The following is a 7,091-nucleotide window of genomic DNA, read 5'->3' as shown; positions in this document are numbered from 1 at the left end:
GGGGCGCGCGCCCGCGCCCTCACCGGGGCGGCCGACGCCGGCGCCGACGGGGACGCCATGGGCCAGCGCGGCGCCCTCCTGCCGCTTCACGTTGAGGATGAGCCGCTCTATGCCGGAGCCGAAGCCGATGCCGGGGGTGGGGCGTCCGCCGAGCTGCTCGATGAGGCCGTCGTAGCGGCCGCCGCCGAGGACGACGCTCTGGGCGCCCTCCTCAGGCGGGAGGATCTCGAAGACGGTGCGGGTGTAGTAGTCGAGGCCGCGCACGAGGGTGGGGTTGATGAAGTAGGGGATTTCGAGGGCTTCCAGGTACCGCCGCAGCCTGGCGAAGTGGTCGTCGCAGGCGGCGCAGAGGAGGTCGGTGATGCGCGGGGCTTCGGCGACGAGGTCCTGGCAGGCGAAGTCTGCGCGCTTACAGTCGAGCATGCGGAGCGGGTTGCGGTCGTAGCGCATCCGGCAATCGGGACAGGCCTCGCCGAGACGCGGCGTGTAGTAGTCCTTGAGGGCCGCGAGATACTGGGGACGGCAGGATGGGTCGCCGATGCTGTTGATGGCGAGGGAGAGGCCCTGCAGGCCGAGGGCCGTCGTGAAACGCCAGCCGAGGTCGATGACCTCCGCGTCAATAGAGGGGTCGCCGTCGCCGATGGCCTCGACTCCGAACTGGTGGTGCTGACGCAGGCGGCCGGCCTGAGGGCGCTCGTAGCGGAAGATGGGGCAGAAGTAGTGCATGCGCACGGGTTGGGGCCGGGTGTGCATGCCGTGCTCGAGGTAGGCGCGGCAGACGGGCGCGGTGCCCTCGGGCCGGAGGGTGACGTCCTCGCCGCTGCGATCGGGGAAGGTGTAGGTCTCCTTCTCGACGATGTCGGTGCCCTCGCCGATGCCGCGGTGGAAGAGGCCCGCGTTCTCGAATACGGGGGTGTCGATCTGGCCGTAGCCGAAGCGGCGGGCCTGCTCGCGGGCGACGGACGTGACGTACTCCCAGTACGGCTGGTCCTCCGGGAGCCTGTCCTGGGTGCCCCTTGGAAGGCGAAACTGCACGGGGATTTCCTCCGGTTCCGAACGTATTTCAGGCGTTTCAAGCATACCCAATGGGTCTGGAAGCGTAAAGCAAACCGTATTGCCGGGCACTGGTCAAATGGCCCAATCGTGATAGACTAGAATCCAATAGCGCAAACGGGCAGGGGTGACATGGCCGTTCAACTGTCCGACCTTTTGGACAAGGCAAGCACGTACTTATCTGAAGACCGGCTTCTCCTTGTGGAGCAGGCCTACGAGTTTGCCGCCTCCCAGCATGAAGGCCAGTTCCGCAAGTCCGGCGAACCCTACATCGAGCACCCCCTCAACGCAGCCCTCTTCCTTGCAGACCTCCGGCAGGACTCCGCCACGCTGGCCGCCACGCTCCTCCACGACGTCATCGAAGACACCGGCATGACGCATGGCGACCTGTCCGGCATGTTCGGGCCGGAGGTGGCGCGGCTGGTCGACGGCGTCACCAAGCTGACGCGGCTGGACCTGCTGACAGAGAACAAGTCCGCGGAGGAGGTCCTCGAACGGGACGCACAGGCGGAGAGCATTCGCAAGATGCTGGTCGCGATGGCGGAGGACGTGCGGGTCGTAGTCATCAAGCTGGCGGACCGGCTGCACAACATGCAGACGCTGGCGCCGCTGCCTCCCGACCGGCAACGGGCGATCGCGCAGGAGACGCTCGACATCTACGCGCCGCTGGCCCACAGGCTGGGCATGTGGGACATCAAGTGGCAGCTGGAAGACCTGGCCTTCCGCACGCTCAACCCGGACGTGTACAAGGAGATCTCCCGCAAGCTGGCGATCCGCCGGGCCGAGCGCGAGGCGTTCCTCAACCGGCAGTGCCAGCGGGTGCGCTCTGAGCTGAAGGCTGCGGAGATCCAGGGGAGCGTCTACGGCCGGCCCAAGAGCATCTACAGCATCTACCAGAAGATGAACAAGTACGCGGACATCGGGCGGGAGTACGACGAGATCCGCGACCTGTACGCCATCCGCATCCTGGTCGAGACCAAGGGCGACTGCTACAACACCCTGGGCGTCGTACACCAGCTGTGGCACCCGGTGCCGGGGCAGTTCGACGACTACATCGCGACGCCGAAGGAGAACCTGTACCAGTCGCTGCACACGACGGTGATGTGCGAGGGCGGCATCCCGATGGAAGTGCAGGTCCGCACGTACGAGATGCACGAGCTGGCGGAGTACGGCGTCGCGGCGCACTGGTCGTACAAGGAGATCAGCAAGAAGAAGGGCGGCAACGCCAAGAACGGGCAGTTCGAGGAGAAGATGACGTGGCTTCGGCAGCTGCTGGAGTGGCAGCGCGAGGTGGTGGCCACGGACGAGTTCCTGGAGTCGGTCAAGACGGACATCCTGAAGGACCAGGTCTTCGTGTACACGCCGAAGGGCGACGTGCGGGAGCTGCCGACGAACTCGACGCCCATCGACTTTGCGTACCTGATCCACACGGAGCTGGGGCACAAGTGCATCGGGGCGAAGGTGAACGGGCGGCTGGTGCCGCTGGACACGCCGCTGCAGAACGGCGACACGGTGGAGATCGTCACCAGCAAGGTGACGCGCGGGCCGAGCATGGACTGGCTCAACCAGGCGCTGGGGTACGTGAACACGGCGTCGGCGCACCAGAAGATCCGGCAGTGGTTCCGGAGGCTGGAGCGCAGCGAGCACATGGAGCAGGGGCATGAGCTGCTGACGAAGACGCTGCGCAGGCTGCCCCGCTCACTGACGGAGGCGGCCGCGGCAAAGGCGCTGAAGTACGACAGCGTCGAGGCGCTGCACGTGGCGCTGGGGCGGGGCGACATCACGGCGACGCAGGTGGAGACGCGGCTGGCGCCGCAGCAGGAGCCGGCGGTCATCGCGGCGACGCACCCGGTGCAGCCGCCGGAGAGCCCGACGACGGGCATCAAGGTGCTGGGCACGGGCGACCTGCTGACGCGCACGGCCCGGTGCTGCAACCCGGTGCCGGGCGACGCGATCATCGGGTACATCACCCGGGTGCGCGGCGTGACCGTGCATCGGACGAGCTGCCCGAACATCATCCATGAGGACGAGAAGGAGCGGCTGGTGGAGGTCACGTGGGGGCCGACCGAAGACCTGCACCCGGTACGCGTCGAGATCACGGGGTGGGACCGCGTGGGGCTGCTGCGGGACATCACCGTCATGGTGGCGGGCGAGAAGGTGAACATCGCGGGGGTGGTGACGGGGGAGCCGGGCGACGGGACGGCGGTCATCACGCTGACGCTGTACACGACGGGGGTGGCGCAGCTCTCGCGGCTGTTCACGCGGCTGGACGGGATCAAGGGCGTCATCAACGTGTCTCGCACGACGGCCGACACTGCGGGGACCCGGGCGTAGCTGGCGACCTTCCACGGCCGGCTTTATTCGATTCGATTCGAGTCGCTTCAGTGTTCTTTTTGCAGAACGATCCCCTACGAAACTGCCCTCTACAGATACGACTCGATTGAACACGCCCTGGGCGTGTTGAGCCTTGACGAGCCGCCTACGAGTTACAAAAGACTGCATTTTGTTGCAGTTTTGGTGTGCTTTTGCGGGGCCGGCGGTGGTTGCGCGGCCCCTGTTGTCGTGATGGATGGGGCTGGGTGCGTTTGTCATGGAGTGAGGGTAGCTCGGGCGGCTCGTTGCGCGCTATGGGGTTGTGTCAGGGTGGGCAGGTACGTGGGGGTTCCTGGCTGCGCAGGGACGACCGCAGAGGGTGTGGGTCTGGCAAGCGCTGCTGGGGGCGGAGGGGGTCCCGCTGCTGCGGGACGGGCGGTTCGCGAACCGCCCCTACGGCGGGGTTTCAGGGGAATGGCAGGTGCGACGGGGGTTGTGGGTGGAGGCGCCGTGCCTCTGGATTCCTGCCTTCGCAGGAATGACGCGGGAGAGGGTGGAGGAGTGACGCGACTGGGAGAGGCGGGTTGAGGGGGCGGGTGGCGATGGGCATAATGGGCGGGTCGCATGTCGGAGTGGATGGGGGCTGTTTTGAAGCTTGAGGGCAAGGTGGCGCTGGTTACCGGGGCTGGGCGGAACATTGGGCGGGCTATTGCGCTGGGGCTGGCGGCCGAGGGCGCGAGCGTGGCGGTCAATGGGTTGCAGAACCGGGAGAATGTCGAGGAAGTTGCCAGGCTTATCGAGGACCGGGGCGGGCGGGCTTTTCCTGTGCTGGCCGACGTGTCGGACCCGGAGCGGGTGGACCGGATGATGGACGAGGTATCGGCGGCGCTGGGGCCGGTGGGGGTGCTTGTGCACAACGCGGCGGTACGCCCGCACAAGCCGATCACGGAGTTCACCAACGACGAGTGGCGTCGCGTCATGGGCGTTGACCTGGACGCGGCCTTCTACCTTTCGCGGGCTGCGCTTCCGCACATGGTGGAGGCGGGATCGGGGAGCATCATCGCCATCTCGGGCATGGCCGCGTTCGGCGTGCGGAAGGACAGCGCGGCGGTGGCGGCGGCCAAGGCGGGACTCCTCGGGCTGATGCGCGGCATCGCCTTCGACTACGGCAGGCTGGGCGTGCGGGCAAACGTCGTCGCGCCGGGGTCGATCGACACGGAACGCTTCGACCAACACGCGTACGCCGCGGGCCAACCGGCAGTCGTCGTGCCGGACGACGCCTCGCGGCGGCAGAACATCCCGATGGCGCGACTGGGCACGCCTGAGGAGGTGGCCGCGGCGTGCGTCTTCCTGGCCTCGGACGACGCCGGGTACACGACAGGGCAGACGCTCCACGTGGGCGGCGGGATGTACATGGAATAGGACTTCTCGCCGCAGGAGCGCGGCAGAAAGGGCGCCTTCACCATGGCAATGGAAGCGCAGGAGTTTGCGGGCTCGCACCTCCGCTATTTGACCGTTCACCCGGACGGCTACGACCCCAACCGCAAGTACCCGATGGTCATCATGCTCCACGGGTTTGGGGCGAGCATGGAGGACCTGGCGGGGCTCTCGCCGGTCATCAACCCTCGGGGGTACGTGTACGCGTTTCCCAACGGACCGGAGTCGCTGGAGCTTGCGCCGGGGTACGTGGGCTATAGCTGGACGCATCCTGAGCGGCGGCGGGACCCGGAGGAGGACGCCAAGAGCCGCGAGAAGCTGCTGGGGTTCTTCGGCGAGGTGATGGACGCGTATGGCGTCGAGCCGGGGAACGCGGTGCTGGGGGGATTCTCGCAGGGCGGACGGATGGCCTACCTGTGCGGGCTGAGCAAGCCGGACCTCTTCGCGGGCGTGGTGGCGCTCGGCGCGGCGGTGTTCGACACGGAGCACCTGCTCGGGTTGCTGCCGACGGAGCGGACGCAGCCGGTGTTCGTCGGGCACGGGGAGTTCGACCCGCAGATCTCCGTGGAGCAGGCGCGGATGATGCGCGGCTTCCTGGAGGCCGAGGGATACCAGACGGAGTACCACGAGTACGCGATGGGACACGAGATCAGCCGACAGCTTGTCGGCGACCTGTCGGCGTGGCTGCGCGGGGTGCTGCCGCCGGTGGAACAGGGCTAAACCTCGACGGGGTTGGTACAATGCCCCCGCAATCTTTACCCGGGAGGATACTGTGACTACGAGCACTCGGCCCCTTCGCGTGGGGCTCATTGGCGTGAATGTCGACTATGGCTGGGGGAGCCGGGCCCACGTGCCTGCGCTGGAGAAGCTGCCGGAGCTGGCGCTGACGGCCGTCTGCACGAGCCGCCCGGAAACGGCGGCGGCCTCTGCGGAGCGGTTCAACGTGCCGCTGAGCTTCCACGACCACAGGGCGATGGTCGTACACCCGGACATCGACGTGGTGTCCATCGCGGTCAAGGTGCCGTACCACCACGAGCTGACGATGGCGGCGCTGGAGGCCGGGAAGCACGTCTACACGGAGTGGCCGCTGGGCGCAACGCAGGCGGAGGCGCGGGAGATGGCCGACCTGGCCAAGGCCAAAGGCGTCCACACGATGGTGGGGCTGCAGGGACGCTGCTCGCCGACGGTGCTCAAGTTGCGGCAGATGGTGCAGCAGGGCTACGTCGGCGAGGTATTGTCGTGCAGCCTGACGCACACCGCCGCGGGCATCACCGCCCGGCCCGCCGACGGCACATGGCGAGCAGCCAAGGAGGCGGGGGCGAGCGCCTTTACGATCACCTTCGGCCACTCAATCGACTCACTGCAGTTCGCCGTGAGCCCCTTCGCCGAGGTGTCGGGACAGGTCGGCGTCCGCATCCCCATATGGGACGAGACGGACACGGGCCGGACGGTGGATGTCACCGCCATCGACACCATCGCGGTGAGCGGGACGCTGGAGAACGGCGCCATCGTGTCCGCGTCAATCGGCAGCGCGCCGCAGCTTGGCCCCGGCTTTCGCATGGAGATCGTGGGCAGGGACGGCATGCTGGTGGCGACGTCGGCCGGGGGGCCGAACACCAACCCGCTTCGTATTCAGGGCGGCCGTGCGGGCGATGAGCGGCTGGAGGACATCCCCATCGACGTGGACGACGTGTGGACGCCGGACGAGGCGCCGCAGGGAGCGCCGTTCCACGTGGCGCAGATGTACCGGCGCTTCGGCGAGCAGATTGCCGGAGGGCCGGCGGGGCTGGTGCCGGACTTTCAGGAGGCGGCGGACTTGCACCGACTGCTGGATGCGGTGGAGCGGGCGTCGGAGACGGGGCAGCGGCAGCGGGTGCGGGGGTAAGGGGGCCGCGCCACCCCGGCCCCGCCGCCCGTCTGGATTCCCCCGCCTTCGCGGGGGCAGGCTCTGCCTACGCAGGAATGACGGTAGGGGGTGAAGGGGTTGGCGGTTGGGGGAGGGGTTGGATGCGGGGGTTCTGGATACCGGCATTCGCCGGTATGAGGCTGGGGGTGAAGGGGTTGGCGGTTGCGGGGTTGTCGGATGCGGGGTTTCTGGATTCCGGCTTTCGCCGGAATGGAGGTTGGGGTTGGGGCGGGCGTTAGAGTCGAGACTGCGGGGGTAGGGGACTCCCCCCCCCCCCCCCCCCCCCCCCCCGCCGGGGGGGGCCGCCGCCCCCCCCCCCCGGCCCCCGAGGGCGCCCCGGGCGCCCCCCCCCCCCCCCCCCCAGCCGCCCCCGCCCGCCACG

5 protein-coding genes are annotated in these 7,091 nt (G+C 68.2%); 4 read left to right on the top strand and 1 reads right to left on the bottom strand.

Translation table 11 applies throughout. From position 1 onward, the window contains the following. Positions 1-1,035 (bottom strand): histidine--tRNA ligase (gene hisS / locus OXC99_00185; protein MCY4623419.1); only part of this gene is annotated, 1,035 nt, incomplete at its 3' end. Positions 1,036-1,185: 150 nt separating this feature from the next. On the opposite strand from hisS, the gene OXC99_00180 reads away from it, so the two are divergent. The 4 genes from OXC99_00180 to OXC99_00165 all read left to right on the top strand — a co-directional run bounded on the left by OXC99_00180 (position 1,186) and on the right by OXC99_00165 (position 6,688). After that, positions 1,186-3,387, top strand: a complete 2,202-nt coding sequence (locus tag OXC99_00180; protein MCY4623418.1) for a bifunctional (p)ppGpp synthetase/guanosine-3',5'-bis(diphosphate) 3'-pyrophosphohydrolase — start codon at positions 1,186-1,188, stop codon at positions 3,385-3,387. A gap of 603 nt (positions 3,388-3,990) precedes the next feature. Further along, positions 3,991-4,788, top strand: a complete 798-nt coding sequence (locus tag OXC99_00175) for an SDR family oxidoreductase (GenBank protein MCY4623417.1) — start codon at positions 3,991-3,993, stop codon at positions 4,786-4,788. Between the two features lie 42 nt (positions 4,789-4,830). Beyond that, positions 4,831-5,523, top strand: coding sequence for an alpha/beta hydrolase-fold protein (locus OXC99_00170; protein ID MCY4623416.1), 693 nt, complete (start codon positions 4,831-4,833; stop codon positions 5,521-5,523). Positions 5,524-5,575: 52 nt separating this feature from the next. Continuing rightward, on the top strand, positions 5,576-6,688 hold the full coding sequence (locus OXC99_00165) for a Gfo/Idh/MocA family oxidoreductase (GenBank protein ID MCY4623415.1): 1,113 nt from the start codon (positions 5,576-5,578) through the stop codon (positions 6,686-6,688). Positions 6,689-7,091 lie beyond the last annotated feature (403 nt).

The organism is Chloroflexota bacterium (assembly GCA_026713825.1).
Classification (GTDB): Bacteria; Chloroflexota; Dehalococcoidia; order Lucifugimonadales; family UBA1127; genus UBA1127.
The sequence above is the reverse complement of the archived record's forward strand: the minus strand, read 5'-3'. Positions and strand labels throughout refer to the sequence as shown.